Annotated in this window: 18 protein-coding genes and 1 pseudogene; 6 read left to right on the top strand and 13 right to left on the bottom strand. The window is 71.6% G+C overall.

The window, feature by feature from the left end:
• Together ACH34Q_RS40490 and ACH34Q_RS40485 are read right to left on the bottom strand one after the other, a co-directional pair.
• Window positions 1–184, bottom strand: a pseudogene (locus tag ACH34Q_RS40490) (hypothetical protein); the annotation flags it as partial.
• A gap of 141 nt (window positions 185–325) precedes the next feature.
• Window positions 326–1,696: a sugar transferase gene (locus tag ACH34Q_RS40485; protein ID WP_395988498.1), complete on the bottom strand. Its 1,371-nt coding sequence runs from the start codon at window positions 1,694–1,696 to the stop codon at window positions 326–328.
• Between the two features lie 366 nt (window positions 1,697–2,062).
• Between ACH34Q_RS40485 and ACH34Q_RS40480 the strand changes: the two genes are divergently transcribed.
• From ACH34Q_RS40480 to ACH34Q_RS40470, 3 genes are all read left to right on the top strand, one after another.
• Entirely contained in the window at window positions 2,063–3,112 is a 1,050-nt protein-coding gene (locus tag ACH34Q_RS40480; RefSeq protein WP_395988497.1) for a hypothetical protein, read from the top strand.
• Between the two features lie 312 nt (window positions 3,113–3,424).
• Window positions 3,425–4,066, top strand: a complete 642-nt coding sequence (locus ACH34Q_RS40475; RefSeq protein WP_395988496.1) for a class I SAM-dependent methyltransferase — start codon at window positions 3,425–3,427, stop codon at window positions 4,064–4,066.
• On the top strand, window positions 4,063–5,292 hold the full coding sequence (locus tag ACH34Q_RS40470; protein ID WP_395988495.1) for a hypothetical protein: 1,230 nt from the start codon (window positions 4,063–4,065) through the stop codon (window positions 5,290–5,292). Before ACH34Q_RS40475 ends, ACH34Q_RS40470 begins: the two co-directional genes overlap by 4 nt.
• A gap of 31 nt (window positions 5,293–5,323) precedes the next feature.
• Here the strand turns inward: ACH34Q_RS40470 and ACH34Q_RS40465 are convergent, their stop codons facing one another.
• Window positions 5,324–6,514 carry an RNA-guided endonuclease InsQ/TnpB family protein gene (locus ACH34Q_RS40465; protein WP_395988501.1) on the bottom strand — a complete coding sequence of 397 codons (1,191 nt, stop codon included), beginning with the start codon at window positions 6,512–6,514 and terminating at the stop codon, window positions 5,324–5,326.
• A gap of 161 nt (window positions 6,515–6,675) precedes the next feature.
• Between ACH34Q_RS40465 and ACH34Q_RS40460 the strand changes: the two genes are divergently transcribed.
• From ACH34Q_RS40460 to ACH34Q_RS40450, 3 genes are all read left to right on the top strand, one after another.
• A complete protein-coding gene (locus ACH34Q_RS40460; protein WP_395988494.1) occupies window positions 6,676–7,551 on the top strand; it encodes a WecB/TagA/CpsF family glycosyltransferase in 876 nt (291 codons plus the stop codon).
• A 799-nt stretch (window positions 7,552–8,350) separates the two neighbouring features.
• Complete coding sequence (locus tag ACH34Q_RS40455; protein WP_395988493.1) at window positions 8,351–9,475, top strand: hypothetical protein; 1,125 nt, start codon at window positions 8,351–8,353, stop codon at window positions 9,473–9,475.
• Window positions 9,472–10,794: an O-antigen ligase family protein gene (locus ACH34Q_RS40450; RefSeq protein WP_395988492.1), complete on the top strand. Its 1,323-nt coding sequence runs from the start codon at window positions 9,472–9,474 to the stop codon at window positions 10,792–10,794. Before ACH34Q_RS40455 ends, ACH34Q_RS40450 begins: the two co-directional genes overlap by 4 nt.
• An 88-nt stretch (window positions 10,795–10,882) precedes the next feature.
• Here ACH34Q_RS40450 and ACH34Q_RS40445 read toward each other — a convergent pair whose 3' ends face one another.
• The 10 genes from ACH34Q_RS40445 to ACH34Q_RS40400 all read right to left on the bottom strand — a co-directional run bounded on the left by ACH34Q_RS40445 (window position 10,883) and on the right by ACH34Q_RS40400 (window position 26,025).
• The gene (locus ACH34Q_RS40445; protein WP_395988491.1) at window positions 10,883–11,866 is read right to left on the bottom strand and encodes a hypothetical protein; all 984 of its coding nucleotides are present in this window, start codon (window positions 11,864–11,866) and stop codon (window positions 10,883–10,885) included.
• 40 nt (window positions 11,867–11,906) lie between these two features.
• On the bottom strand, window positions 11,907–12,992 hold the full coding sequence (locus tag ACH34Q_RS40440; protein WP_395988490.1) for a DegT/DnrJ/EryC1/StrS family aminotransferase: 1,086 nt from the start codon (window positions 12,990–12,992) through the stop codon (window positions 11,907–11,909).
• Window positions 12,989–13,765, bottom strand: coding sequence for an acetyltransferase (locus tag ACH34Q_RS40435; protein WP_395988489.1), 777 nt, complete (start codon window positions 13,763–13,765; stop codon window positions 12,989–12,991). The genes ACH34Q_RS40440 and ACH34Q_RS40435 overlap by 4 nt, the downstream gene beginning before the upstream one ends.
• Window positions 13,749–15,233, bottom strand: a complete 1,485-nt coding sequence (locus ACH34Q_RS40430; protein ID WP_395988488.1) for a lipopolysaccharide biosynthesis protein — start codon at window positions 15,231–15,233, stop codon at window positions 13,749–13,751. Before ACH34Q_RS40430 ends, ACH34Q_RS40435 begins: the two co-directional genes overlap by 17 nt.
• Window positions 15,230–16,570 (bottom strand): glycosyltransferase family 4 protein, encoded by a 1,341-nt coding sequence (locus tag ACH34Q_RS40425; protein WP_395988487.1) that lies wholly within the window; start codon window positions 16,568–16,570, stop codon window positions 15,230–15,232. The genes ACH34Q_RS40430 and ACH34Q_RS40425 overlap by 4 nt, the downstream gene beginning before the upstream one ends.
• A gap of 94 nt (window positions 16,571–16,664) precedes the next feature.
• Window positions 16,665–17,831 carry a DegT/DnrJ/EryC1/StrS family aminotransferase gene (locus ACH34Q_RS40420; protein WP_395988486.1) on the bottom strand — a complete coding sequence of 389 codons (1,167 nt, stop codon included), beginning with the start codon at window positions 17,829–17,831 and terminating at the stop codon, window positions 16,665–16,667.
• A complete protein-coding gene (locus ACH34Q_RS40415; RefSeq protein WP_395988485.1) occupies window positions 17,828–18,997 on the bottom strand; it encodes a glycosyltransferase in 1,170 nt (389 codons plus the stop codon). The genes ACH34Q_RS40420 and ACH34Q_RS40415 overlap by 4 nt, the downstream gene beginning before the upstream one ends.
• Window positions 18,994–20,043 carry an SDR family NAD(P)-dependent oxidoreductase gene (locus tag ACH34Q_RS40410; protein ID WP_395988484.1) on the bottom strand — a complete coding sequence of 350 codons (1,050 nt, stop codon included), beginning with the start codon at window positions 20,041–20,043 and terminating at the stop codon, window positions 18,994–18,996. The genes ACH34Q_RS40415 and ACH34Q_RS40410 overlap by 4 nt, the downstream gene beginning before the upstream one ends.
• On the bottom strand, window positions 20,040–21,188 hold the full coding sequence (locus ACH34Q_RS40405; protein WP_395988483.1) for a Gfo/Idh/MocA family protein: 1,149 nt from the start codon (window positions 21,186–21,188) through the stop codon (window positions 20,040–20,042). Before ACH34Q_RS40405 ends, ACH34Q_RS40410 begins: the two co-directional genes overlap by 4 nt.
• 16 nt (window positions 21,189–21,204) lie before the next feature.
• Entirely contained in the window at window positions 21,205–26,025 is a 4,821-nt protein-coding gene (locus ACH34Q_RS40400; RefSeq protein ID WP_395988482.1) for a DUF4082 domain-containing protein, read from the bottom strand.
• Window positions 26,026–26,058 lie beyond the last annotated feature (33 nt).

Here is a 26,058-nt window from a genome sequence, read left to right as displayed (position 1 = left end):
CGAGCTCGCGGAAGAAGATCTCCGACATCCGCTCGTCGTAGTGCTGCCCCGTATGAACGACCGCCTGCGCGGCCCCCCGGGCCCGCAGCGCATCGATCACCGGCGCCGCCTTCACGAAGTTCGGCCGCGCGCCGAGCACGTGCAGGATCGAGTGGATCATCATGGTCCTTTGCTGCCGTGCCATCAGTTGCCGCCGTACCTTCAGTTGCGCCGTGCCTTCAGTTGCGCCGTGCCATCGGTTGCCGCCGCGCCGTCGGTTGGTGTCGTGCCATCGGTTGCTGCAGTGCCATCGGTTGCTGCAGTGCCATCGGTTGGTGCCGTGCCATCAGTACGCGCCCTGGCCGCGCACCACGGCGGCGAGCGTCTTCCAGAGGATCTGGGTGTCGAGGGCGAGCGACCAGTTCTCGATGTAGCGCAGGTCGAGCCGTACGGACTCGTCCCAGGACAGGTCGGAGCGGCCACTGACCTGCCACAGGCCGGTCATTCCCGGCTTGACCGCCAGCCGCCGGTACACGTCCTCGCCGTACCGGTCGACCTCGTCCGGCAGCGGCGGCCGGGGACCGACCAGCGACATCTCGCCGCGCAGGACGTTGACCAGCTGCGGCAGCTCGTCCAGCGAGAAGCGGCGCAGCCGGCCGCCGAGCCGGGTGACGCGCGGGTCGTCGCGGAGCTTGAACAGGACCCCGTTGCGGGCGCCGGGCGCGGCCGCCATATCGTCGCGGCGCCGGTCCGCGCCGACGACCATCGTGCGGAACTTCAGCATCCGGAACCGGTGCCCGCCGCGGCCGACGCGGTCCTGGGCGTAGAGCGCGGGGCCCGGGTCGTCCACCCGGATGAGCAGCGCCATCACGCCCCACAGCGGTCCGAGCAGGAACAGCGCGGCGGCCGCCACCGCCCGGTCGAACATCCCCTTGAAGACGCGCCGCGTCCCGGCCAGCTCCGGATGGTCGACGTGCAGCAGCGGCAGCCCGGCGACCGGGCGGATCGTGGTGCGCGGGCCCGCGATGTCCAGCAGCGCGGAGGCGACCAGCAGCTCGGTCTCGGCCTTCTCCAGCTGCCAGGCCAGCCGCCGCAGCTCGACCCCGGCCAGCTCCGGGCAGGCCAGCACGGCGACCGTCTCCGCCCCGGTGTGCCGGACGACCTCCGCGATCTCGTCGAGCCGGCCCCGGACCGGCACGCCGTGCAGGAGCTCTTCCGTCCCCTCGTCGGCCGGCAGGCAGGCGGCCACGATCCGCATGCCGTGGTACGGGGCGCGCGCGAACTCGCGGATCAGCTCCTCGACCGCCTCCCGGTGCCCGGCGGCGACGACCCGCCGCAGGCAGTGGCCGCCGACCCGGCGCCGGTGCAGATGCTTGCGCAGCCGGTAGCGGGCGGCCAAGGTCAGCACTGTGAGCAGTGGCAGCGTGATGACCACGTAGCCGCGGGCGACCTCGGCCTTGGTGGCGTACGAGGCGATGGCCACGGCGGCGGTCATGCTGATCCCCGCGTTCAGGATCCGCCGGTACTCGTCGGACCCGATCCCGAAGAACCGGGCGTCGTAGGCCCCGGCAGCCGCCGCCCAGCCGACCCACAGCAGCGGCAGTCCCACCGCCAGTACCGCATCCGGGCGGAACGCCAGGCTCTCCTCGCCGAAACGGAACACGAAACCCGCCAGCGCCGCCGTGACCGCGCAACAGAAATCCACGGTAATGGCCAATCGAACATACCGTGAAACCCAGCCGTCGGGCCCCGCCGCCCGCCTTCCCCGGTCGGGACGGAGACCCGTCCCGGCATGGTCGATCACACTCACCCGGTCATCCCCCGTTCACCCTCTCCGTTGCCAGAAAGAACCTGACCGCATCGTTAAGCTGCCAGTCGGCCAAGGTAAAAGGAAGGCAATAGGCCGAGTCCGGACATGACCCGCTACGGGTGCCGGCACCGAAGCCGGCACCGAAGCCGGTACTGAAGCCGGTACTGAAGCCAGTACGGAAGCCGGCACGAAAATAGGGCTTGGCGAGTGCCGAAAGTGGCCGGATTCGGACGATTAAAGGGCCGGACCTGGCACCGCACTTAGCCTTGCGCCATGTCCGTCACACCACCGGAACGCCCCGGTAAGAAGACCCTCATCTCGGCGGGCATGGCGGCGGGCACGGCGGCGGTGGCGGTGCTGGGCATGGTGGTCGCGGGCGTCCTCTTCCTGCCGGGTGACTTCCTGCCGGGCGATGACCGTGACGGCGGTGCCGCAGGGGCGGCGGCCGGCGCGGGCTCACTGGACCTCGGCCGCCCGGGCACGCTGCTCTTCCGCAACGCCGAGCCCGGTCCGCGGGGCGGCCGGCTCGCGGCCGTTCCGCTCACGTCGCCCGGCGGCGCCCGCACGCTCTCCGGCCTGTCCTGCGTGCGCGTCCACGCCAGGAACGGGACGGGCGTCTGCCTCACGGTCGAGCGCTCGGCCCACACGCAGGCGTACGCACTGGCCCTCGACCAGCGCGGCGGCACCACGAAGAAGATCCCGCTGCCCGGGTCGCCGAGCCGCGCGCAGGTGTCGCCCAGCGGCCGGATGATCTCCTGGACGGTCTTCGTCAGCGGCGACTCGTACGCGGGCGACGACCTGTCCACCCGGACCGGCATCCTGGACACCCGGACCGGCCAGGTGATTCCGGACCTGGAGAAGTTCACGCTGCTGCAGGACGGCAAGCCCAACACCTCGGTGGACCTCAACTACTGGGGCGTGACGTTCACCGGCGACGACGACCGCTTCTACGCCACCGCCAAGACCAAGGGCACGACCTACCTGGTGCAGGGCCGGGTCAGCACGCAGGCGATGTGGACGATGCGGACGAACGTCGAGTGCCCGTCCCTGTCGCCCGACGGCACCCGGCTGGCGTTCAAGAAGGCCACCGGTGACCCATCCCGGCCATGGCGGCTGCACACGCTGGAGCTGCGCGGAATGAAGGAGACCGCGCTCGCCGAGACCGCCTCCGTGGACGACCAGGTGGTCTGGCTGGACGGCCAGAGGATCGCGTACGGGCGGCTGCGCGGGCCTGCCACCGACGTCTGGACCGTCCCGGCCGACGGCTCCGGCGGTCCGAGGATGTTGCTGGCCAACGCCTTCTCACCGGCCGCCATTCGCTGACACCGACGCTCCTGTGGCCGACGCTGCCGCTCCTGTAGCCGACGCCAGCGCTCCTGTAGCCGGCACTGCCGCCCTTGAATCGACCGGCTGAACCGAGCTCTGTAGTCGGCCGAATTCGTTGTGCAAGCATTCTGGAACGTCGATTACCGGCCGGTTCAATTTCGGAGGCGCGACTCGCCGGCGTTACGTTCACAGCGACCACTGGCCTAAGTAGGCCAGTTTACCCGGTGGCTTTTACCGGCACCATGGCCGCAATATTGGGCCGGACACGGGGAGCTGGTTCGGGGAGATGCGTTGAGTCGACTGCACGCATTGCGTAATCGTTTCGTGGACGCACCGGGCTCCATGGGCGCTCGTTACCGCGCCCGCCGCTGGGATTGGCTCTGTTCGGCCTTTCCCGAGCTGGACCGGATGTCGGTCATCGATCTGGGGGGAACCGCCGAATCCTGGTATCGAGCGCCGGTACGGCCGGCCAGGGTGCACATCGTCAATCTGGAGAAGCCGCCGGAGGATCCGCCGGGCTGGCTGCGCGCCGACCACGCGGACGCCTGCGAGATGCCCGCGGAGATCCTGGACGGCGGTTATGACCTGGTGATCTCCAACTCGGTGCTGGAGCATGTGGGCGGGCACGCGCGCCGCCGGATGTTCGCCGACGCGGTGCACCGGCTCGCCGACCGGCACTGGATCCAGACGCCGTACCGCTACTTCCCGGTCGAGCCGCACTGGGTCTGCCCCGGCATGCAGTTCCTGCCGCCGCCCGCGCGGGCCACCGTGGCGCGGCACTGGCCGCTGGTCCACACGCCGCCCGCCGACCGGGCCGAGGCGCTGCGCGCCGTCCTGGAGGTCGAGCTGCTGAGCCGGACCGAGATGCGCGCGTACTTCCCGCACTCGCGGATCGTCGGCGAGAAGGTCGCCGGCCTCACCAAGTCGCTGATCGCGGTGAAGCGCACGTGAGCGCGGACACTCCCCGGCTGCGCCGCCTCGGCGCCGCCGACGCGGCCGCTCGCGGCGTGATCGAGGAGCTGATCGGGCAGGCCTTACGCGGGCTGCCGCGGATGCGTTCCGCGCGGGACGGCGACGATCCGTTCGTGTTCACGATGCGCGGCGAGCACGGCGGCCGGAGCGCGGTACCGGCCGGGCAGAGCCTGCGCTACGCCGCCATCGTGGCGCTCGGCGCTCGGCTGCTGCCCGAGGACGAGCAGCGCGCGGCCCTGGCGGGGCAGACGGCGGCCGAGCTGACCGGCCTGCTGCTGTCGCGGCTGAAGGACACCGGCGCCTCGGCCGTCACCTCGCTCGGCGATGTCGCGCTGGTGTGCTGGGCCGCGGCGGAGACCGGCCACGACGGGCTGCCGCAGGCACTGGAACGGCTCGCCGGAGCCGACCGTCCCGGCCGGGGTCCGGTGTACACCGTGGACGCGGCCTGGGTGGTCTCCGCCCTCGCCGCCGCACGCGCCGCCGGAGCCCTCGACTCCCCGGCGGGCGGGTCATCCGGCGGATCAGCAGGCAGACAAGCAGGCGGACCGGCGGACACGGCCGGGCATCTCGGCCGGGCCAGGCGCCGGCTGCTGGACGGGTTGAACGGCCGGCCCCTGTACACCCACGCGGTGGGCGGGCGCGGGCTCGTCCCCCGCTATCGCGCGCATGTCGGCTGTTTCGCCGATCAGGTCTACCCGATCCAGGCCCTCGCCCGCCTCGGCGACGACGAGTCGCTCGCATCGGCCGGGACGGTGGCCGGCGCGATCTGCGCGGCGCAGGGCCCCGCGGGCCAGTGGTGGTGGCACTACGACGCGCGCACCGGCGGCGTCGTCGAGGGCTACCCGGTGTACAGCGTGCACCAGCACGCGATGGCGCCCATGGCCCTGCTCGACCTCGCCGAGGCCGGCGGCGCCGACCATCTCGGCGCGATCGCGCGCGGGGTCGGCTGGCTGGCCGGTCCCCCGGAGACCGACGTACCGCTGATGCCCGGCGACCCGGTGATGACCTGGCGCAAGGTGGCACGCAACGACCCCCGCAAGGCCGTGCGCGGTGCGCGCGCGGCAACGACGGTGCTGCGCCCCGTACGGAACCCGAAGCGAACCGCTGCCTTGGAGCGGGTCTTCCCGCCGGGCGCGGTCGACCGGGAGTGCCGCCCCTACGAACTCGGCTGGCTCCTGTACTCGTGGCTGGAGACCTCATCTTGACTTCCTCCCCATTCCTGAAGGAGGGGGATTCCTACGGCTCGCGCCGCAGGGTTTTCTGCTTCGTCGCCGACCGCCCGTCCGGGAGGGAGTCCCGTTGAGGTCTGACACCGGCTCCACAGACCGACACCGCCAGCCCGGCGGCCAAAAGATTCCTGGCCGCGTTCACGTCCCGGTCATGGGTCGTGCCGCAGCCGCACATCCAGGTACGGATGTTCAGCGGCATCCGCTCTTGCCGGCTGCCGCAGGCCGAACACAGCTTGGACGAGGGGAACCACCGGTCGACTACGACCAGGTTTCGCCCGTACCAGGCCGCCTTGTACTCCAGCATGCTCCGGAACTCCGACCAGCTCGCGTCCGAGATGGCGCGCGCCAGATTCGGGTTCTTGACCATGTTGCGCACGGCCAGGTCCTCGATCACGAGCGTTTGGTTTTCGCGCACGAGTCGAGTCGACACCTTGTGCAGCAGATCCCGCCGCCGGTCGGCGATCCGGGCATGGACACGGGCGACCCGCACCCGCGCTTTGGCGCGGTTCGCCGACTCCTTGGCCTTGCGGGCCAGTTCACGCTGAGCCCTGGCCGGCCGGTCCCGGTCACGGCGCTCGTGCCTCGGGTTGGTGATCTTCTCCCCGGTGGACAGGGTCAGCAAGTGTTCGAGGCCGACGTCGATCCCCACCGTCGCATCCGCGACCGGCAGCGGCTTCACATTGACGTCCTGGCACAGCAGGGACACGAACCAGCGCCCGGCCACATCCCGCGACACCGTCACCGTCGTCGGCACACTGCCCTCAGGCAGCGGACGCGACCAGACGATATCCAGCGACTCCCGCATCTTCGCCAGCGTCAGCATTCCGTCGCGATACCGGAACGCCGACCTGGTGTACTCCGCACATGCACGGGAACTGTGCTTGGACTTGAAGCGCGGATACCTGGCCCGCTTGGCGAAGAAGTTTGCGAACGCCGTCTGCAGGTGTCGCAGCGCCTGCTGGAGCGGAACCGAAGACACCTCGTTCAGGTAGCCCAGATCCTCGGTCTTCTTCCACGCCGTCAGCATCGCGGACGTCTGGTCGTAGTCGACCCGCTCCTGCCGGAGCGTCCATGCCTGGGTACGGGCCGCGAGCGCCATGTTGTAGACCTTGCGCACGCACCCGAAGGTCCGCGACAACTCCGCCGCCTGCGCGTCGGTCGGGTAGAAGCGGTACTTGAACGCCCGCTTCACGTCCATGGCCACAGCCGACAAAATACCGCGACAGTCTGCGACAGGCGGCCAACATTCTGTGATGGATGTCAGTTCCGCCTGGAGGCGGGTCTGCATCGTCTGCCCTGCTCCACAGAAGTCCGCTTCCTCTCCCGCCTGAAGACAGGGCCATCCACGGAGGGATCTCAATGACGCGCGACGTTCCGCAGGCCGGCCCGTACGAGAACGCCGCGGAGAGGCGGCGGCACTTCCTCGGGGTGTGGCTGGACCCGCTGACCATCGACCAGACGGTGGCCGCGTGCGTGAAGGCGGTCGAGGAGCGCTCGCCGCTCACGATCGGGGTCCTGAACGCGGCCAAGATCGTACGGCTGCGCAAGAGCGAGGAGCTGCGCCGGGCCGTGCTGGACTGCGACCTGGTGCTGGCCGACGGGCAGTCGGTGGTGTGGGCGGCCCGGCTGCTGCGCCGACCGCTGCCCGAACGGGTCGCCGGCATCGACCTGATGCTCGCGCTGCTGCCCGAGGCCGAGCGGCGCGGCGACCGGGTGTTCTTCTTCGGTGCGCGGCCCGAGGTGCTGGAGCGGACGCTGGAAGAGGTCCTGAGCCGCTTCCCCGGGCTGATCGTTGCCGGTTCCCGGCACGGCTACTTCTCCACCGCCGAGGCACCCGAGATCGCCGACGAGATCCGCGACGCCCGGACGGACCTGCTGTTCATCGGCGTCTCGTCACCGATGAAGGAGCTGTTCATCCGGGACTGGGCGCCCCGTACGGGAGCGTGCGTCTCGCACGGCGTCGGCGGGACGTTCGACGTCCTGGCCGGCGAGGTCCGCCGCGCGCCCCTGTGGTGGCAGCGGCACGGGCTGGAATGGCTGTACCGCGTGATCCAGGAGCCGCTGCGCCTGGGCCCGCGCTACTTCACCACCAACTTCACGTTCGTCGCGCTGGTGGCGCTGGCCGCCGTACGCGAGACCCTGCGCGGGCTCACCCGCGCGCGCCGCCCGGGGGCCAAGAGTGCGGGACGCCCGGGGAGCAAGAGTGCGCGACGCCCGGGGGCCAAGAGCCCGTGACCCCGGCCCGGTCCTCCGTTCCGGTTCCGGCGCCGGTCGGCCGCGACCGCCGCGTACAGCGCGGCGATGCCGCCGAGCAGCATGATCGCCATCAGCTGCCGGGACGGGCGGCCGGTCATCGGCATGGCCCGCCCGCTGCCCGCCGTCACCTGCCAGGAGATCAGCGAGCCGGGCAGCGCGCCCTCGCGGCGCTGCCGGTCCAGCATCTGCCGCTGCAGCACCGCCAGCACCGCCGCGTGCGTCCGCTGTGCCTCGGCCGCGCTGGACGCCGTCGCCGACAGGCTGAGGTGCGGCTGGTCGTGGATGGGCTGCTCCTGGTTGCCGCGATTGGCCAGCAGCACCTTGTAGTCGGCGGTGCCCCCGGCGGCGCGCACCAGGCGGCGGCCCTCCTCGGAACTCAGTACCCGGGCCGAGATCTCCGCGTTCGTCACCATCGCCGGCGTGAAGCTGGCGTAGGAGTTGCGAGGGAACGGCGTGCGCGGCGTCAGCAGCGTGACCGCCGAGCGCGCCTCGTAGTCGGGCGCCGCCGTCTTCACCTGGACCAGCAGCCCCAGCGTCAGCCCCACCACCACGAGGGTCACCAGGGGGCTGCGCCGGAGCGCGATCAGAAAGTGCCGAATGGTCACGAGCCACCCCTGCCAGTCTCGCCCCGCCCGTACCCGCCATCGTGGCACGCGGGCGCGTCCGATGGCCGATCCTCGCCAGGTGTGGCCATCGGGATGACGTCCGCTCGCCCGCTTTGCACGATGGTGATGATCGACGCGCTCGCCCGGTCCGGCGGGCGCACCGAGGGGGACTGGTGGATCTACTCGACTGGATAGGCATCCTGCTGAGGAGGTGGCTGCTGACGGTGCCGCTGCTGCTGCTGACGCTGGGCGGCGTCGGCGCGGCGGCCGTGGCGACGCCGTGGACGTACGAGGCGCAGGCGTCGGTGGTGTTCCTCGCCTCCCCGTACCAGGCCAAGCAGGCGGGCGGTAACCCGTGGCTGGTCTTCGACAGCTCGCTCACGGTCACCGCCGAGGTGGTCGGCCGGGAGATGATGGACGACCGTACCGCCGCCGCGCTGCGCGCCAAGGGCCTCACCGCGGAGTACGAGATCGGTGTCGCGCAGGACTCCACCGGCCCGGTGCTGGCCGTCGACGTCAGCGGCCCCGACGCGGCGGTCACCAAGGGCACGCTGGACGCGCTGGTCACCGCGATCCCGCAGCGGCTGACGCAGCTCCAGGTGGACGAGGGCGTGGACGAGCGGGCGCAGATCAAGGCGAACGTGGTCACCGCCAGCGCCGAGGCCGGGCTGTCCATCACCGGCAAGCTGCGGCTGCTGGTGATGGTGCTGTTCGTCGGGATCGCGCTGACCGTGGCGGTCCCGCTGTTCGCCGAGGTGCTCTCCGAACGCCGCAAGCGCGGCCGGGGGGCGCCCCCTTCCGGCAGCGGTAATGGCAGCGGTAGTAGCAGTAGCAGTGGCAGTGGCAGCGGTAGTGGCAGCGGTAGTGGCAGTGACACCGCCGCCGCCGGCCGGACCGTGACCGGGTACGACGACGGCCCGGCCGGCGAGCACGTACCCGAGGAGCTCTCGCCCAACGGGGTCACGATGCCGGACGTCCCGATCGCCAGGAAGGCGAATGGAACGAAGCAGCCCGACGGAGGCATGAGTCCCGGCCGAGGAATGAGTCCCGGCGGCGCCAGGAAGGCCGAGGGGGGCAGGAACCCCGCAGGCAGGAGGACCCTCGGCAACAGGAATGGCCCCAGCCAGACGAGACAGCCCAACCAGATGGAACAGCCCGGCCCGACCCAGCAGCCCGGCCCGACCCAGCAGCCCGACCTGACGAAGCAGCCCGATCTGACCGAGGGGTCCGCCCAGGCCGAAGGCAGGGAGGACGCCCGCTCGGGCTCCGGACGTTACCGCAGGCCACAGGGCTCGTGACCGGGACCGGCACCCTGATCACGGACCCGGCCCCACCCGGGACGCGGCCGCCGATCGGGCGGGTGGACGCGGTCACCGTGCTCAGCGTGTTCGTGTTCGTGCTGACGATGGTGCCCGCGCGCTTCGTGGTCGGCCCGCTCGGCGCCGCCGGAACCCCGGCGGGGGTCATGGCGGTGCTCTGCCTGGGCTGGTACCTCAGCTCGATGATCACGGCAAGGACCACCCCGCTGCGGGGACCGCAGCCGACCCGCTCGGTGGTGGTGCTGTTCGGCTGCTCGATCCTGGCCGCGTACGCCGCCGCGATGGGACGCTCGATCCCCGGGCTGGAGGCCAACGGCGCCGACCGGGGCCTGATCCTCATGCTGGGCTGGATCGGTGTCGCGCTGCTGGCCGCCGACGGGATCCCGACCCTGGAACGGCTGGAGGCGGTGCGCCGCCGGCTGGTGACCGGCGGCGGCGTCATCGCCGTGGTGGGCGGCCTGCAGTTCTTCACCGGTCTCGACCTGGCCGCGCACCTGGCGTTCCCGGGCCTCACCACCTCGACCTCCTACACCTCGCTGCTGCAGCGCGACGAGTTCAACCGGCCGATGGCGACGGCCACGCACCCGATCGAGTTCGGGGTGGTGCTGGCGATGCTGCTGCCGCTGGCGCTGCACGGCGCGATCCACTCCGAGCCGGGCCGGCGGTTCCGGGGCTGGCTGCCGGTGGGACTGATCATGATCGTGCTGCCGATGACGGTGTCCCGGTCGGCGGTGCTCGGCATGGTCGTCGCGGGCGTCGTCATCCTGCCGGTCTGGCCGGCGATGTGGCGGGTCTGGGCACTGCTGGCGGTCGGGCTGCTGTCGGTCGCGCTGCGCGCCGTCGTCCCGGGGCTGATCGGCACACTGACCAGCCTGGTCTCCTCGATCGGCAGCGACTCCAGCACGGTCACCAGGACCGACGACTACGCCGTCATCGGGGAGGCCCTCGGGACCCGGCCCTGGTTCGGGCAGGGCTTCGGCACGTACCTGCCGCAGACCTACCGCATCCTCGACAACCAGTACCTGCTCTCGCTGGTGGAGACCGGGCTCGTCGGCATGGTGCTGCTGCTGGTCGTGCTGATGTCGGGGTGGGTGATGGCCCGCAAGGCGCGCAAGGCGAGCACCGACCCGGCCACCCGGCACATGGCGCAGTGCTTCGCGGCGTCGATGGCGGTCGCGATGGCCTCGTACGCGACGTTCGACGCGTTCAGCTTCCCGATGGCCGCGAGCCTGACGTTCCTGTGCCTGGGCTGCAGCGGCGCGCTGTGGCGGCTGACCCACACCGCCACCCTCCGTTGACTCGTGGCGAGTTCGCCTCTACGGGCGATGCCAGGGGCGAACACGCCACGAGTCAACGAGAACGCCCGGACGAGGAGAGCGGCCGGGGTCAGGGCAGGACGGGCTTGCCGGTCTCGGCCCAGACGTTGTCCTTCCAGACGTTGCCGCTCCCGGACGGGTCGAACGCGGTGACCGGGCCGAAGCTGCCGCCCTTCTTGAAGTGCTCGCGGCTGAACACGTTCCGCATGATCTTGATGTTGGTCGGCGTCCCGAACTTCCCCTTGCCGCCGTACAGCGCGTAGCCGCCACCGCCGAGCAGGTTGCCGGTCACGGTGACGTCGTGCGCCCGGCCGAAGTCCTGGTAGATCGAGAGCGCCGAGGTCTGCGAGACCGGGTTGAGCAGCACGTTGTTGCGGACGACCAGCTTCAGCCCGGAGGCCGGGCCGCTGTTGGACTGCACGGCGGTCACATGGTCGGACGGGAACTCCTTGAGGTTCCTGATCACCGAGTCCTCGATCAGCCCGTGGTCGGTGTTGATCCCGTTGCTGACGGTGTGCACGTGCAGCCGGCGGGCGGTGAGCATCCCGCCGTGGTTGACGATGCCGTACTGCACCTTGGTCCGGCCGTCCCCGCTGATCTCGGAGTTCTCCACCCGCAGCCCGGACCGTCCCTCGCGCTGGATGATGCCCCACTGCCCGGCCCCGACCAGCCTGGTGTTGCGGATCGTGACGTTGTCGGCGTCCACGTTGATCTCGGTGCTCACCCGCAGCCCGTCGATGACCGCGCCGTCCTTGCGTACCGTGATCGGGCCGCTGGAACGCAGCCGCTTGCCGCGCGGGACGCCGACCGTCGCGAGCGTCGGCCAGGTGAGGCGGGAGCCCTCGCCGCCGACCGGGCCCTTGCTCTTGAGCTGCAGCGGCGGTACGGAGGTGGCCGAGTTCGGGGGGCTGGGCGTCGACGTCGGAGGGACCGGCGCGGCACGCGTGGTGGACGCGGCCCTGCCCGTCCCGCCGTCGTCGGAGCAGCCGCCCAGGCCCGCGATCGAGCACGGGACGGCGAGCGTGAGCGCGAGCGTTCTCTGCAGGCGGGCCATCGTGGCTTCCCTTCAGCGATCAGTGGCTTCCCTTCAGCGATCAGCCGAGGATCTTGCGGAGGGCTCCGGCGACCCGGTCCTGCTGCTCCGCCGTGATCTGCGGGAACATCGGCAGCGACAGGATCTCCCCGGCCGCCGCCTCGGCCACCGGGAAGTCGCCCGGGCCGTGGCCCAGGAACCGGAACGCCGGCTGCAGGTGGACCGGGACCGGGTAGTGGACGCCGCAGCGCACCCCCAGCTCGCCGAGCCGTTCGGCGACCTCGTCCCGGCGGGGCACGCGGACCACGTACAGGTGCCACACATGCTCCTCCCCGGCAGGTGCCGGGAGGGTCACATCGGCGATGTCGGCGAGCAGTTCGCCATAGCGGGCGGCGGCGGCCCGGCGCTGCTCGTTCCAGCGGGCGAGGCGCCGCAGCTTGGCCCGCAGCACGACGGCCTGCAGCGTGTCGAGCCGCGAGTTGAACCCGACGATCTCGTGCTCGTACTTGCGTTCGCTGCCATGGTCGCGCAGCAGGCGTACGGTCCTGGCGAGGTCGGCGGAGTCGGTCACCACGCCCCCCGCGTCACCGTACGCGCCGAGGTTCTTGCCGGGATAGAAGCTGGTCGCGGCGATGGCGCCGAGCAGGCCCTTGCCTCCGAGCACGGCGCCCTGGGACTGGGCCGCGTCCTCCAGTACGGGCGGCCCGAACTCCAGGAACGGCGCGGCCGAGGCGAGCCGTCCGTACAGGTGAACGGGCACGATCGCGGCGGTCTCGGACCGTACCACCGCCGCCGTCGCCGCCGGATCCATCAGCAGGTGCTCGGGTTCGGCATCCACCAGGACGGGCCGCGCACCCGTACGGACCACGGCCTCGGCGGTCGCGACGAACGTGTTCGCGGGCAGCACGACCTCCGTGCCGGGCCCGGTGCCGAGGGCGCGCATGGCCAGTTCGAGGGCGTCGGTGCCGTTGGCGACGCCGACGCAGTGCCTCGCGCCGGTGAACGCGGCGTACTCGCGCTCGAACGCCGCCACGTCGGGTCCCTGGACGAACGCCGTCGCCGCCAGGACCCGCTGGAAGCCCGCGAGGACCTCCTCCTCGACCTCGGCATGCGCCGCGGCGAGATCGACGAACGGGACATCGGTCATGCGGACCCCTCCTGAGATGCCGGCGGCCGGAGCCTGCGGGCGGGCGAGCCGGCCCAGACCTCGCCCGGCGGTACGTCGCGCAGCACGACGGACCCCATCCCGACCAGAGCGCCCGCCCCGATCGAGACGCCCTCCCGGACGAGAGCCCCGGCGCCCAGATAGGCCCCGAACCCGACCCGTACACCACCGCCCAGCCGGACCCCGGAGGCGATCGTGACGAAGTCCTCGATCTGGTCGTCATGGGTCAGCGTGACGTGCGGCATCACCGCGACATGCGAGCCGACCCGTACGGACGCGGTCAGCACGCTGTGGGCGAGGACGACCGAGCCGGGGCCGACCCATGACGACGGCGCGACCCAGGCCGACGGGTGGACGATGGTGGCGTACCGGCGCGCGGGCAGGCCCAGCCTCCGGACGATTCGCGCCCGGCTGCCGTAGTCGCGCGGGCTGCCCGTACAGACGACGAGCCGTGCGGCGGTGCTCTTGCCGATCTCCTCCACCCCGCCGAGGACGGGCAGCCCGTCGACCTGGCGGCCCTGCCGCGCCAGACCGTCGGCGGCCAGACCGTCGGCGGCCAGACCGTCGGCGAGACCGTCGTCGGCGAAGCCGACCACCTGCCAGCCTGGTGTGGCGGTCACCGCCTGCGCGGTCTCCCGGCCGAAGCCGCCCGCGCCGACGATCACCAGCTCGCGAGCCGGATCGGGTGCCTGGCCGGGTGCCGGGCCGGGACCCGGATCGGGTGCCGGAGATCGGGGGTCATGCTGTTCCGGCATCGGCGGCCTCCAGGGTTCGCAGCTCGCGCAGGGCCTCGCGCATCGGACGCAGCAGCAGCACGATCGCCGCCAGTGCGACCGAGCCCGCGACCGCAAGCGCGATCAGGTCGGTCGGGATGAGCAGGTCGGTCGGGATGAGGGTGTGCGCGCCCCATGCGGCGAGCCCGACCACCCCCGCGAGCAGTGCGGCGGGCCCGGTACGGGCCAGCACGCGCAGGGTGGGAATGCCGGAACGGCGCAGTTCCCAGAGGTAGATCGGGAGCACGAGGAGCGCGGCCACCAGGACGTGGGCGATCGCCGCACCGGCCAGCCCGCCCAGGTGCGCCCCGGCGATCAGGGACGGGACGAGCGCGGCCAGCCAGAGCAGCTGCACGGTGAACACCGCGCGGGTCCTGGCCAGCACGACGAAGTAGTCGTAGATCAGCTCGAACATGATCCGCAGTGCGCCGAGCACGGCCAGCCAGAGCAGCACGTCCGCCGCGGGCGCCCAGCCCGTCCCGTACACCAGCCGGACCAGCGGCTCCGCCGCACCCGCCAGCAGCAGGCAGATCGGCAGCGTGAGTCCGGCCAGCAGGCCCGCCGTCGTCAGGAACGTGCGCCGCAGCGCGGGCGGATCGTGCTGGAGCCGCGCGAACGCGGCCGGGGCCACGCTGCGCACCGGCTGCGAGAACATCGAGACCGGCCAGTTCGAGAGGTTGAACGCGAGCACGTAGAAGCCGAGCGCGGTCGGGCCGAGCACGTTCCCGACGATCAGCTGGTCCACGCTGCCGACCGCGAAGACGATCACGCTCGATCCGGCCAGCGGCAGCCCGAACCGCAGCAGCGCCCGCGCCGCCGCCGGATCGAACCCGAACCGCAGCCGCCCGGGTGCCGCCCAGACGAGCAGCACCGCCGACGCTCCGGCGCCCGCGAGCCGCCCGATGGCCAGGCTCATCGCGCCCATCCCGGACGCCGCCAGCGCGATCGACACGATCGCGCCGCCCCAGTTGTTCACCTGGTCGGCCAGCATCTTGCGGTCCTGGTGGAAGCCGCGCTGCAGCAGCGCCGCCGGCACCGCGACCAGCCCGTTGATCACCACGTTCAGGCAGAGCAGCCGGATCACCCCGGTGGCGGCGGGCGCGCCCATCGCCCCCGCGAACGCCGGCGCGCCCAGGTAGCAGGCCGCGTAGATCACGCAGCTGGAGACCAGCGAGATCGTGGCGACCGTCGGCACGATCGCGCGCGGATCGCCCGGCCAGCGCACGATCGCCAGGCTCACCCCCAGCTCGTTGAAGCTGAGCACCGCCAGCAGCGCCACCATCGCCACCGCGAACACGCCGAACTCGGTGGGGCCGAGTATCCGCGCCAGCGCGATCCCGATCGCCAGCGTCCCGAACCGCCCCGCCGCCGTGTTGAAGAAGCTCCAGCCGAGCGCCCGAGAAGCCTTCCCGAAAAGGGACCCTTCATCCCCCACGGTCAGCCGTTTCACTGGTGACTCGTCCCGGCACTGTTCTTCGTTACGGCACTGTTCTTCGTTGCGGTGCTGTCCTTCGCTGCGGTGCTGTCCTTCGTTGCGGTGCTGTCCTTCGTGGCGGTGCTGTCCTTGGCCACGGCGTTGAAGTCGTCCAGGGCGACCGGGCCGCGCAGTTTGCGGGCGCGGCGTTCGACCTTGTACGCCAGGACGCGGCCGATGGTGCTCGCGGCGTCGCGGCGTACGGCCAGGCCTGCGCCGTTCCGGGCGGCCTCCAGGGCCTGCTCGTAGATCCGTTCCTGGACGAGGGCCGCGCTCTCCAGGCTGAACCGCTCGACGACCAGGCCGCGCCCGTACTCGCCCAGCTCGCGGCGGCGCTCCGCGCTGCCGCTGAGGGTACGGAGGATGGCCTCCAGCCGTTCGGCGCCCGCGCCGCCGATGCCGTACCAGCCCTGCTCCAGGAACATGCCGCTGGTCTCGGGCGTGAGGGGCTCGAAGAAGCCGCGCTCGCCCTGCACGATCAGGGGGCTGGCGAACGCCATCGCGCGCAGCGCCGAACCGCCCATGCCCAGCGCGATGGAGGCCGCCGCGTACGCGGGGCGCGGGTCGTCCAGCTGGCCGGTGAGCACCACGACGCGGCGCCCGGCGCGGGCGTTGGCCTCGGCGGCGGCGTCCTCGACCTGGGAACGGCACGGGCCGTCCCCGACGATGACGAGCCGCAGCCGGGTGTCGGCCGCCAGCCGTCCGGTGACCTCGATCGCGGTGAGCAGGCCCTCCAGCTTCAGCTCGGCGGCCAGCCGGCTCACGGCCACCACGTCGATCGGGCCCGGTTCGAGATCGAAGCGTTCGCGGAACTCGCCTGAGGGGTGTCCCGGCGCGTTGGCGCGGACGTCCACCGGCGGTTCGATCAGATGGACGTGCCCGGGACGGCGCCCGCGCCGTTCCAGGACCTCGCGCTGGATCTGCCGGGTGCCCACCACCAGCGGCAGGGTGGGCGGCAGGAACGGTGCGACGGCCATCGACATCACCGTGCAGACCGCCGCCGCGTCCCGCCGGTTGCGTACCGCGTGGAAGGCCTCAAGGCCGGGCGGCCACTCGTAGCCGTGCACGATGTCGAAGCCCCGCTCGGCCACCAGGCGGCGCAGCAGCCGTACGGTGGCCGGGGCGGGACGGCGGCGGCCGGGATCGAGCGTGAAGTGCTCGATGCCCTCGGCGCACACCCGGTCCACGAGCGGGCCCGGCTCGCTGACGACCGCGACCGTGTGGCCCAGCTCGCGCATCGCGGCGGCCAGCTCGATCGCGTTCAGCTGGCTGCCGCCGATCCGCATGTCGTGCGGGTAGACCAGGATCTTCATGCCGTCTCCCCCTGGGGGACACGCCCCGCGTCGCTCATGCCGCCATCGCTCATGCCGCCACCGCTCATGCCGCCATCACTCACACCGTCATCGCTCATACCGCCTCGGCGATCGTCTCCACCACCCGGTCCTGCTGGGCGGCGGTCATGTCGTGGAACAGCGGCAGGATCAGCGAGCGGGTGGTGAACCGGTCGGTGACGGGCAGGTCGGCGGGTACCCCGGCGTACGCGGGCTCGCGATGCGCCGCCATGATCCCGCGCCGGGCCGAGACGCCCGAGGCCAGCATCCGGCGCAGCAGCTCGTCCCGGCCCAGCGGGAAGTCGTCGGGCAGCAGGATCCAGAACGACTGGTAGTTGGTACGGCCGTGGGCGGGGTCGTTCACGCAGGCCAGGCCGGGAACGTCGGCCAGCAGCCGCCGGTAGCGGGCGGCCAGCGCGCGGCGGCGTCCGATGATCGCGTCCAGCCGGGCCAGCTGGACCAGGCCGATCGCGGCCTGCAGGTCGGTCATCCGGTAGTTGAAGCCGACCTCCGCGTACTCCTCGATCACCACCTCGGCGCTGGCGTGCCGCTCGGCGGCGCTCACGCTCATCCCGTGCTCGCGCAGCCGCCGCGCCCGCCGCGCCCAATCCGGAGTGGGGCCGTGTCCCTTCTGGGCGGACGCCCCCCCGGACACCCCGGACGTATTGATGGTGAGCATGCCGCCCTCGCCGGTGGTCAGCAGCTTGCGCGGGTGGAACGACCAGGCGGCCAGGTCCGCGCCCGCGCCGACCGGACGGCCCCGGTAGATCGAGCCGGCCGCGCACGCCGCGTCCTCGATCACGGTGACGCCGCGCGGATCGCAGATCGCCCGGATCGCGTCGAGGTCGACCGGTACGCCGGCCTGGTCGACGGCGATCACCGCGCGGGTCCGGCCGGTCAGTGTCCCCTCGACGGTCTTGGCGGTCAGGTTGCCGGTGACCGGGTCCACGTCGGCGAACACCACCTCGGCGCCCGCGTGCCGGACGACGTTGGCGGTGGCGATGAACGACAGCGACGGCACGATCACCTCGTCGCCAGGCCCGGCGCCCGCCAGCAGGAGCGCCAGGTGCAGCGCGGTCGTGCAGGAGGACGTGGCCACGCCGTGGCCCGCCCCGACCCGGGCGGCGAACGCGCTCTCGAACTCGGCGACGCGCGGTCCCTGCGCCACCCAGCCCGACCGTACGACCTCGGCCACCGCGGCGGCCTCCTCCTCGCCCAGTACGGGTTTGATCACTGGGATCACGGCGCCGGCACCTCTTCTCTGATCTCGCGGATGTCGAGGACCTCGGCCAGTTCGCGGGCCCGGTGGTCCCAGTCGTGCAGGCCGGCGAACCGGCGCCGCCGTTCGACGACGGACGGGGCGGTGTCGGCCGCCAGCTCCTCGCCGACCGCGCGGACGAGGTCGCCGGCCGCGGACTCGGCCCGGATCAGCTCGGCGCCCTCCGGGTCGGCGCGCAGCCAGCGGGTCGCGGGCAGGTCCGCCGCGACGACGGCGCGCCCGGCGGCCAGGTAGTCCAGGGTCTTGATCGGGAAGCTGCCCCGGTTGAAGTCGCTGCTCGCGTACGGGGTCAGCCCCACCTTGATCGCCCGCATGTACGAGGGCAGCTCGGCGAAGCTCTTGCGGCCGGTCCAGTGCACGTTCGGGCGGCCGGTCAGCGCCCGGAACCGGGACGGCTCGAACGTCGCGTCGTGCGGGCCGACCAGCAGCAGCGGGTGCCCGGCCGCGGCCACGCCCTCCAGGACGTCCATGTCGATGCGGGCGTTGATGTGCCCGACGAACCCGGCGGCGGGACGGTCCAGGCGCGGGACGTCGGACGGCCACGGCGCGGTGCCGATCCCGTCGTAGGCCGCCGGCGAGCAGCCGGTCGGGATCATCTCGGCGGTCCTGCCCCGCTCGCGGAAGTCGTCCTGGAGATGCGGCGACACGGTCACGACCGCGTCGGCGCGGGCGAGCAGGCGGTCGCGTGCCGCCTCCAGCCTCCGTCGCGGCAGCTTGATCAGGTCCGCGCCGGCCACCAGGTCGTCGGTGGCGTAGAAGACCGTGCGGGCTCCGGGGACGGCACCGAGCAGATCGTCGTACCGGGCGACCAGGACCGCCGTCACCCGCTGCGCGAGCGAGGCGGCGGCGTTCCGGGCCGCGCGCCGCGTGCGGATGGTCGCGATCCGGGACATCCCGGGCCGGTAGGCGCCGGGCGGGACCCGGGGCACGAGCCGCCACAGGTCGCGTGACTCCCGGCGCAGCGGCGGCCCCTCCAGTGCCCCCGCGAGGTGCGGGCGGATCAGCGGCGTCAGGAACGAGACGGGCGGATCGACGTACAGCACCGGGACCATCGTGCTGAGCCGGTCGGCGAGTTGCCGGTCGGTTCCCGCCACGCCGTCGTACGCCGTACCGCCGAAATAGATGATCACGGGGCCGCCCCGGGGCCGCCCTCGGCGGGTACGGACGTCTCTCGTTCCGTGCTGTCCCGTTCTGCGCTGTCCCGTACTGCGCTGTCCCGTTCTGCGCGCCACCAGTCGACCAGGCGCCGCAGGCCGTCCTCCAGGCCGATCTGCGGCTTCCAGCCGAGGCGCTCGCGGGCGGCCGAGATGTCCGACAGCCGGCGCTCGACGCCGTTCACCGCGCGCGCGGGACCGAACTCCAGGCCGAGCCCGTCCGCGTCCATCGTGCGCAGCAGCGCCTCGGCCAGCTCCCGCAGGCTGGTCTCGGTGCCGGTGCCGATGTTGAACGCGGCGTCGGTGACGTCGCTGTCGGCGGCCAGCAGGTTGGCGCGGGCGATGTCCTCGGTGTAGACGAAGTCCATCGTCTGCAGGCCGTCGCCCAGGATGAGCGGCGGCTCGCCGGCCACGATCCGGTCCATCCAGCGGATCAGTACCTCGGTGTAGAGGCCGTGGACGTCCATCCGCGGCCCGTACACGTTGAAGTAGCGCAGCGCGACGTAGTCCAGCCCGCGCATCGCGTGGAAGCTGCGCAGCATTCCCTCGTTGAAGACCTTCGCGGCCCCGTAGAAGGTGTCGTTGTCGTATGGGTGCTGCTCCTCGGGCGTGGGGAACTCGGTCGCCGTCCCGTACACCGAGGCCGACGAGGCCGCCACGACCTTGCGCACGCCCCGGTCGGCCGCCGCCTCGATCACCTCGTACGTCCCGTCGACCAGGACCTCCAGCGCCAGCCTGGGCTCCTGCGCGCACTGGGTGATCCGGATCGCGGCCTGGTGGAAGAGCAGGTCCACGCCCTCCATCAGCGCCCGGACGAGGGCGCGGTCGCGGATGTCGCCCTCGACCACCCGGACCCGGTCGCCCGCCGCCGCGACCGCGGCGGCCACGTTGGCGCGGCGGCCCCGGGTGAAGGTGTCCAGCACGATCACCTCGGCGGCGCCCGCCGCCACCAGCTGGTCGACGATGGTGGAGCCGATCGTGCCGGCGCCACCGGTGACCAGGCAGCGGGATCCTGCGATCATGCGTTCTCCTTGTTCTCTGAAGCGTGGTCCTCTGCAGCGTGGTTCTCTGAGGCGTGCTTGTCGGGCAGGTGCTTGGGTGGCAGTTCTTCGGGGAGCTCGTCGCCCGTCACGGGGACTCGGCGGCCGCCGGCGGCGGCGCTGCGGCTGGCGGCCTCCAGCAGCGCGACGACGCGCAGGCCCGAGCCGCCGTCGGTCAGGGCCTGGCGGCCCTCGCCGATGGCCCCGGCGAACTCGGTCATCACCTCGCGCAGCGCCTCGCGCTCGGGCAGCGCCGGGACCAGGACGTCCCCCACGCGGTACGAGATGAGCGCCTGGTGCCGTTCGGCCGCGTCCAGCGAGCCGGCGGGGGCGAGGTCGATGCCGCGGTCGTACACCGCGATCCGCTGGACCGGGTTGAGGTCGTCCCAGACGATGGTGCGCCGGGAGCCCCCGATCACGGTGGTCCGGATCTTGGTGGGGCTGAGCCAGTTGACGTGGACGTGCGCCATCACCCCGGTGGACAGCCACACCGACAGGTGCGCCATGCACATCCGGCCGGCGTCGATCGGGTCGCTGCCGTGCGCGGCGACGGAGTCCATGGTCACGCCGTCGGGCAGCACGTGCTCCAGGATCGACAGGTCGTGCGGGGCCAGGTCCCACAGCACGTCCACGTCGGGCTGGACGAGGCCGAGGTTGATCCGGACCGAGTCGACGAACTGGATCTCGCCGATCTCGCCGCCGTGGATGAGCTCCCGGATCTTCCGTACGGCCGGGGTGTAGCAGTACGTGTGGTCGCACATCAGCACCAGCCCGGACCGCAGGGCCAGGTCCACCAGCTTCGCGCTCTCGTGCACGGTCGGGGTGAGGGGCTTCTCCACCAGGACGTGCTTGCCGGCCTCCAGCGCGGCCCGGACGAGGTCGAAGTGCGTCGCGGCCGGGGTCGCGATGGCGACGGCGCGGACGGCGGGGTCGTCCAGGACGTTCTGGTACGAGTCCGTGGTGCGCACCGTCGTGTAGGGCCCCAGCACGGAGCGCGCCCGGTCCTCGTTCAGGTCGCACAGCCACTCGAGCCGGAGGGCAGGGGTGGCCTGGGCGGTCCGGACGAGGTTGGGGCCCCAGTAGCCGGCGCCTATCACCGCCAGGCCGATGGGCTCCTTGCTTGGCATCAAGGCAGGTTGCTCCTCACGGTTCCGTGGTGGTGAAGATGGCGTCGACCCAGTAGTTCGACGTGGACGCGGTCGTGGGGAAGGTTCCGGAGCCGTAGCGGTAGACGCCGTTGGGCCCGTCCACGCCCGATTGCAGGGCGTGCAGCGGTGGTGCGTCGACGCCCTGGTTCTGCAGGGCGCCCACGTCCGCGGAGTAGTGGCCGTTAGGCGCGTGGTAGGAGGCGACATAGGTCGTCCCTGCCGTCACTTGGACGGGGGTGGCGAACGTGACGTGCTGCCAGCCCGCGGCGGATTCGTTGGTGAAGGTGGCCGTGGCGAGCCTGTTGCCGTCCCTGTCCCATAGGCTTCCGGTGTGCGTGCCCGTGTTGAGGGCTCCCTTGTAGAAACGCACGCCGGTGATCCAGCCGTTGGAGTCGGCACGGAACTTCAGGCCGAGTTCGAGTGAGCCGCCGTCCTCCACGTTCGCTATCTGTGGCGACGCCTCGTCCGGCCAGATGGAGCAGGGACACTGCCCCGGCGTCGTCTGCTTGGCCGTGGTGAACGACCACGTACGCGGCGACTCCAGGGTGTTGCCCGCGAGGTCCTTCGCGCCCTGGACGGTCGCGGTGTACTGGGTCGTCCAGGCCAGCGGGTTCGTGGGCGTGAACGTGGCCGTCCTGGTGGTCGGGTCGTAGCTCACCGTGCCGTCCACCGGCGTACCGCCAGGTCCGGTCACCGTGAACTGGATGGTGCCGCCCTGCATGGGCTCGTCGAACGTCACCTTGGGACGGGCCGCGCGCGGCACGCTGGTCCCGCCGTTGGCCGGATCGACCGACCGCACCGAGGGATCGGTCGAGTCGCCTGGGTCGGCGTCGGTGAAGACGGCGTCCACCCAGTAGTTGGCGCCGCCCCACGTGCTGCTGGGGAACCGCGACGACGCGCTGTAGGCGTAGACGCCGTTACCTCCGGGCGTCGTACCGGTCGCGAGCCCTCGTAGCGGCGCGTTGTCGTAGGCGGCGGTGAAGAATCCAGCGTCGGCCGAATAGCGGCCGTTGGGCGCGTGGTAGGAGGCGACATAGGTCGTTCCCGCGGTGACGGCCACCGGAGCCGAGAACGTCAGGGTCTGCCATCCCGAGGCGGTCTCGTTGGTGAACGTCCCTTGCGCCATCCGGGTTCCGCCACTGGTCCACAGGCTTCCGATGTGCGTACCGGTGTTCCCCGGCCCCTTGTAGAAGCGGACGCCCGAGATCCAGCCCGCCCTGTCGGCGGAGAACTTGACGCCGACCTCGATCGCGCCCGTGTCGTTCTCGGAAGGCGTGCCCGGGACCGCGTCACTGGGGAAGATGGTGCACGGGCATGCGCCGGACGAGGTGAACGACCATTGCGTGGTGCCCGCCATCGTGTTGTCCGCCGCGTCCTTGGCCCCCGAGACGCTCGCCGTGTACCGGGTCGCGGCCGCCAGGCCGGTGGACGGCGTGAACGTCAGCGTTCTCCCCGTCGGATCGAGCACGGACGTACCCGCGACGGTCTGACCGCTGGGGCCGGCCAAGGAGAACGCCGGCGTGCCCGCACTGACGGGCTCGCTGAACGTCACCTTGACCTTGGCGCCGGTGGGGACGCTGGTGGCCTCGTTCCCCGGGCTGGTCTTGGAGACCGTGGGAGGCGTCACGTCGGGCGGTGGCTGGAACAGCACGTCCACCCAGTAGTTGGCCGCCCCGTACGACTGGTTGGGGAAGCCGCGCGCGCCGTACTTGTAGAGGCCGTTCCCGCCGCCGTTCCCATTGGCGTGGGCCTGGAGCGGCGCATTGTCCACCGCAGTGCTCAACCCGCCTTGCGTGACCGAGTACCAGCCCTTGGTCGTGTGGTACGAGGCGACGTACGGCTCCCCTGCCTGCACTTGGACAGGGCTGGAGAACGAGACCTGCTGCCACCCCATCGTGGACTCGTTCGTGAACGTCGCCGTGGCGAGCTGGTTGCCGGCCCCGTCCCACAGGGTGCCGACGTGGGGACCGTCGTTGTTGCGCCCCTTGTAGAAGCGGATGCCGGTGATGGTCCCGTCCCGGTCGGCGTTGAACCGGACGCCGAGCTCGATCTCCTTGGGATCGTTGACGCCCTCGACCGCCGGGGCCGTGTCGTCCGCCCAGATGCTGCACGGGCACTGCCCCGGAACGGTCGGTTTCGCGGTCCTGAACGAGTAGCCGAAGTCCTCCATCGTGTTGCCCGCGTCATCGCGCGCGCCGCCGACGGACGCCGTCAGCGTGGTGTTCCCCGGCAGGGCCGAGGAGGGAGTGAAGGTGAGGACCGTCCTGGAGGCGTCCAGGCTCGCGCTACCCGGGATCGGCGCCGAACCGTTCTTCAGCGTGAACGTGGGCGTGCCCTGCTGGACCGGCTCGCTGAACGTGACGGTCGGCTTGGCGGAGGACTTGACGCTCGACGAGCCCGTGTACGGCGCGTTGTCCACGACCGTGGGCTTCATCGTGTCCGGCGGCTTCACGGTGACGAACGTGACGTCCACGTAGTAGTTGCCGCCGCCGTACGTCGACGTCGGGAAGCCCGCGTAGCCGGAACGGTAGACACCGTTGCCGCCGGGCGTATCCGACTTGAGCCCGGTCAGGGGCGGGGCGCTGTGCTCCTTCAGGGCGAAGTAGGCCGGATCGGCCGCGTACCGTCCGTTGGGCGCGAAGTAGGACGCGACGTACGTGGCGCCCCCTTCCACATGGACGGGGGTGGGGAACGACGCCGTCTGCCAGCCCGAGTTCGTCTCGTCCACGAACGTCGTGGTCTCGAGCCGGTTACCGTCCTCGTCCCACAGGGTGCCGGTGTGCGTGCCGGTGTTGCCGGGGCCCTTGTAGAAGCGGACGCCCGTGATCCAGCCGTCCGCCGCCGCCTTGAACTTCACGCCCAACTCGGTCGCGGTGGTGTCGCTGTCGGAGGGCCGTGCCGGTACGGCGGAGTCACCGAACATGCGGCAGGGGCAGCCGACACCGAACGTCGTGCCGGCTCCGGGCGTCTCGATGTTGCCGCTGTCGTCGACCGCACGTGACTTGACCGTCACAGCCCCGTTGCCGGTCGCGTCCCATTTGTACGACCAGTTCGCGCGGCCGGTGGCCATCCGCCAGGTCGTCCCGCCGTCGAGGGAGACCTCGACGCCGCCGACCTGGCCGCCGCCCGCGTCGGCCGCCGTTCCCGTGATCGTGAGCGTGCGGCCGTTCACCACGTCGGCGTTCTGTACCGGCGAGGTCACCGTGGAGACCGGCGGAGCCGTGTCGGTCGACTTGGTCGCTAGGGTCAGCCCGCTCTGCAGCGTGCGCGGCTGGGTGTCCATGTCGGCGAACAGGTTGACCGTCGCCTGCCGCATGTTCGGATCGGGCGAGGTCGGCGCCTCGGACGTGCCGTCGTGGGTGGCGTCCAAGCCCCACGACCACTGGACGGTGCCGCCGCCGAACACCAGCGCGCCGCTCGGCGCGCGGTACATCGTCAGCGAGTGCGTGGCCGTGCCCGGCGCCACCTGCGACCCGTAGTCGATCAGCTTCTCGGGGACCTCGGCCGTGGTCGTCGACATCCGGAACAGGCCCTTAGGCCGGGCCCCGTTGTCGAGATCCTCGTCCCACTCGTACCCGACCGTGTGGTCGACCAGCGTCATGGTGGAGTCGGCGGCCTGCTGCGCCACCTGCGTCCCCCGCCAGAACCGCATCTTCCCGTCGGCGGCCGGCACCTTCAGCGCGACGCCGCAGCAGTTCACCGTGAAGATCGTGCCGGTCAGGTTGTTCTCCGGACTCGCTCCGTTGGGCGGTTGCGTGTACCTCGGATCTCGCCAGGTCCCGGTCCACTCCGGATCAGGGTCGATCTTGGCGTTGGCGCGGGTCTCCTTGTAGGCGACCAGCGTCCGGTCCGGCTCGGCCGCACCGCCGACGCCGTTCTCCCAGCGGGTCTTCCAGTAGACCTCGTTGCCGCTGAAGAAGGCCAGATGAACGCCCGCGTCCCGCGCCGCCTCGACATGGGCGCGCTGGCCCCCCGACCAGTACTCGTCGTGGCCGACCGACAGGAACACCTTGTGGTTCTTGATCAACTGCCCGCGCCGGTCGGCGTCCAGGCCGCCGATGTAGCTGACGTCGTAGCCGTTGGCCTCGAGGAAGCGGATCATCGGGTACTCGTTGGCGAAGACGAAGTCGCGCCCCCAGGGCGTGTCCTCGCGGGTACTGAACGGCCGGTTGTAACTGACCTTGACCGCCCGCCCGGACGCGGCCGTGCTGTCGCCGTTGTAGAGGCTGTTGCCGCCCCACTTGTTGTACGCCTGCCAGGTGGTGTCGGAGGTCTGGAACACCATGTCCGAGTGGCTCGCGTCGTCGCGGACCACGAACACGATGTGGTTGTCGTCCTGCTCGCCGTCGGTCCGGCTGATGTGCGCGAAGTAGACGCCCGACACCGCCGTGGCCGGGACCGGCCAGCTCGCGGACACGCCCCAGTTGCCGCAGTCGACCAGTCCGGACGCGTCGTCGGTCATGCAGGACGGCTGCTGCTGCGGCAGCGGCACGGCCGGGGTCACACCGGCGATCTTGCGCGCGCCATTACCGCCGTAATACCCCATCCGGTAAATGTCGATGGAGTAACCGGTGGCCGGCGTGTTGATTTTGAACCGCACCGTCCCGCCGACGTTCACGCTGAAGCCGGTGGTGAAACCCTCGATCGTCTGCCCCGCACCCGAGGCCTTTTCCCATTCCGAAGGCGGTGCTCCGGGTTTGGAATTCTCACAGACCACTGCATTGCCACCGGGGTCGCAGGGCCCCGCGGCCGCCCGCACCACCGGGCTGGACAGCGCCGCCAGCGCCGCCGCCACCAGGGCGAACCCCAGCAGCAAGCACACCCTCGCCTGGACACGACTCGTGTTGAT

Origin of the sequence: Actinomadura sp. 9N407, assembly GCF_044326315.1 — a bacterium.
Classification (GTDB): Bacteria; Actinomycetota; Actinomycetes; order Streptosporangiales; family Streptosporangiaceae; genus Spirillospora.
This window is presented reverse-complemented; position numbering and strand designations above follow the sequence as displayed.